The sequence below is a fragment of the Ideonella sp. P3_A4 genome (genome assembly GCF_056403075.1).
In genome coordinates this window covers 1-1,472 of record NZ_JBFUGE010001017.1, presented here as the reverse complement: position 1 = coordinate 1,472, position 1,472 = coordinate 1, and the positions used below count along the sequence as shown (strand labels likewise).

The following is a 1,472-nucleotide window of genomic DNA, read 5'->3' as shown; positions in this document are numbered from 1 at the left end:
GTATCGCGCAAGTCGTACCGAACGACATAGCGCTGCTGCGACGCGAGTCGAGCGCAGAAGTCGTCTTCCCACCAATCCATCGAACTGGCGGCACCGGCAATCAGCAAGACGGCAGGATGCGTAGGGTCGCCGAACGCCTCGGTGCAGATCTGCGCACCATTCACATCGACCATCTTCTCGTTGCCCATGGCGACGCTGCTCCTGGTTGAGAACGATTGATCCGCTCATGATGTCGACGATCGGTCGGGCGCGGATTCGACAGTCTGCCGAAATTTCTTTCCGCATGTACTCAATCCAGGGCCTGGGCGCGCTGGCGCCAGAACTCCGCATCGAACAACTGCTCAGCACCGGTGCGCTCATTGACCAGCCAGAACTGCCGGCCATCCGGGCTCAGCCGAGACACCTCGCCGGTCTGGCGCCCTGTGGTGACGCGCCGGCCCATGGTGTTGGCGGGGAAGTCTGGTTGCTGAGCGAGGTGCCGCAAGGGCACGGCTTCGCGCTCATCGCCGGCCAGCCGCAGCCGCTGGGTGATTGGCGCGAGTAGCGGGTTCGCCATGTCGGCGGGCGACAGGTAGACCACGATCTTGGCCTGCGCACGGCTGAGGGCCACGTTCACCAGCCGCTGCGCCTGTTCGGTCTGCAGGAAGGGCTGCGCGCCGTCGGCAGGGTCGAACAGCACCACCGGTGCCTCGCTGCCCTGCGCGCGGTGCACGGTGCTCACCTTGACCGCCTGGCTCACGCCGAGTGCGACAAGGCGCTGCCGGATCAACGCCCGCTGCGCGCGAAACGGCGTCAGCACGATCAGCTCGTTAGGCTGCCAGTGGCCGCTGGCCAGCGCGGCAGCCACGGTCTCGGCGATGGCCTGCGCTGATTCACGGCGCACCGGCCCGCGATCGGCGGCGGACCAGGCGCCATCCGTCTTCAGCCGGTGCACGTGCACATGGGTTTGTGCGTCGATCTCGCCCAGCGCACGCGACCGCGCCGATTGCCAATCGGACGATGCTCGAGCGTCGTCCGCCACCTGCAGCTCACCGTCGTAGTAAAGATCGCTGACCAGTTCGCAGATGGGTCCGGCCATGCGCGACTGCTCGTCCAGCAGCCGAACCGAGTCGCCTCGGCGCGGCATCTCGGAAAAAGCCGAGCGACCCATCCAGCGCTGCACGGCTCGGTCTGGGCTTCGCACCACCGGCGACAGTTGTTGCGGGTCACCCGCGAAAAGCCGGCTGCGGCCCAGCGGCATCAGAAGCAGGGCATGGGCCAGGCTCACCTGACTCGCCTCGTCGAAGACCAGCAGGTCGAACGGCGGCTCGTCGTTGGTGGCCAGTTCACGCAGCGTCTTCAGCGTGAACGCGGCTCGCGTGGTCGTCATGCTGGCCAGCCGGCAGCGCCGCAGCACTTGAAGCGAGGCCGCGCGCATCTGCTCTCGCAGTGCTGCCACGCGGTCGGACCAGGCCTTCAGCCCGGACGCATTC

At 67.1% G+C, this 1,472-nt stretch carries 2 protein-coding genes; both read right to left on the bottom strand.

Annotated elements, in window-relative coordinates; genetic code table 11:
- Window positions 1-188, bottom strand: a 188-nt coding sequence (locus tag AC1DYI_RS35415) for an alpha/beta fold hydrolase (RefSeq protein ID WP_477208776.1), incomplete at its 3' end; no start/stop codon positions are given.
- 101 nt (window positions 189-289) lie between these two features.
- A partial coding sequence (locus AC1DYI_RS35410) for a DEAD/DEAH box helicase (protein WP_477208775.1) occupies window positions 290-1,472 on the bottom strand: 1,183 nt, incomplete at its 5' end.